General features: G+C 46.3%; 1 pseudogene. It reads left to right on the forward strand.

What is annotated here, in order from left to right:
• Nucleotides 1-478, forward strand: a pseudogene (locus R7Z50_RS30780) (hypothetical protein); the annotation flags it as partial.
• Nucleotides 479-531: the final 53 nt, after the last annotated feature.

Below are 531 nucleotides of genomic sequence, written 5' to 3' on the forward strand. Positions count from 1 at the left end.
ATCCTTGCTCATTCGTGAGCTAGATAGCTTATCGCCAAGTGCGTTAAAAGCCTTAACGACGCAGTTAACTCAAGCGAATGTCACCAGTTGGCTACCGTCCACAGCAGTGGTCGTTCGTATGGCGCAAGTCAGCCAAGACAAAGCCATGTACGATTTACTATGGCGAATGCGCGCCGATTACAATAGCCAACAGGAACTTAAGCGCTTAGCTGATACAGGAGATGCTTTCTCTTTGCAGCAGTTGATGAATGCCACGATCAACCCAAGCCTCAAACCTCACGCGATTCGCTTACTCACCAAATCCAATCCATTATCGCCGGAAGTGAAACAGTTTCTTATTGCGAAAATGGCATTATCTGAAGAAGCGACACTGGTCGCTCGTCAACTGGCTCAACAAGGCCACCAAACATGGCTTGAAGAATTAATTTCAAGTAACCGCCAAGTAAAGGCTCGTCAGATCGAGCAAGTATTAAAGTAACTCTGCTCACATACCCACACAAAATAGGAGGATCTTAGCGTCCTCCTATTTGT

The organism is Vibrio sp. 1249-1 (assembly GCF_033340495.1).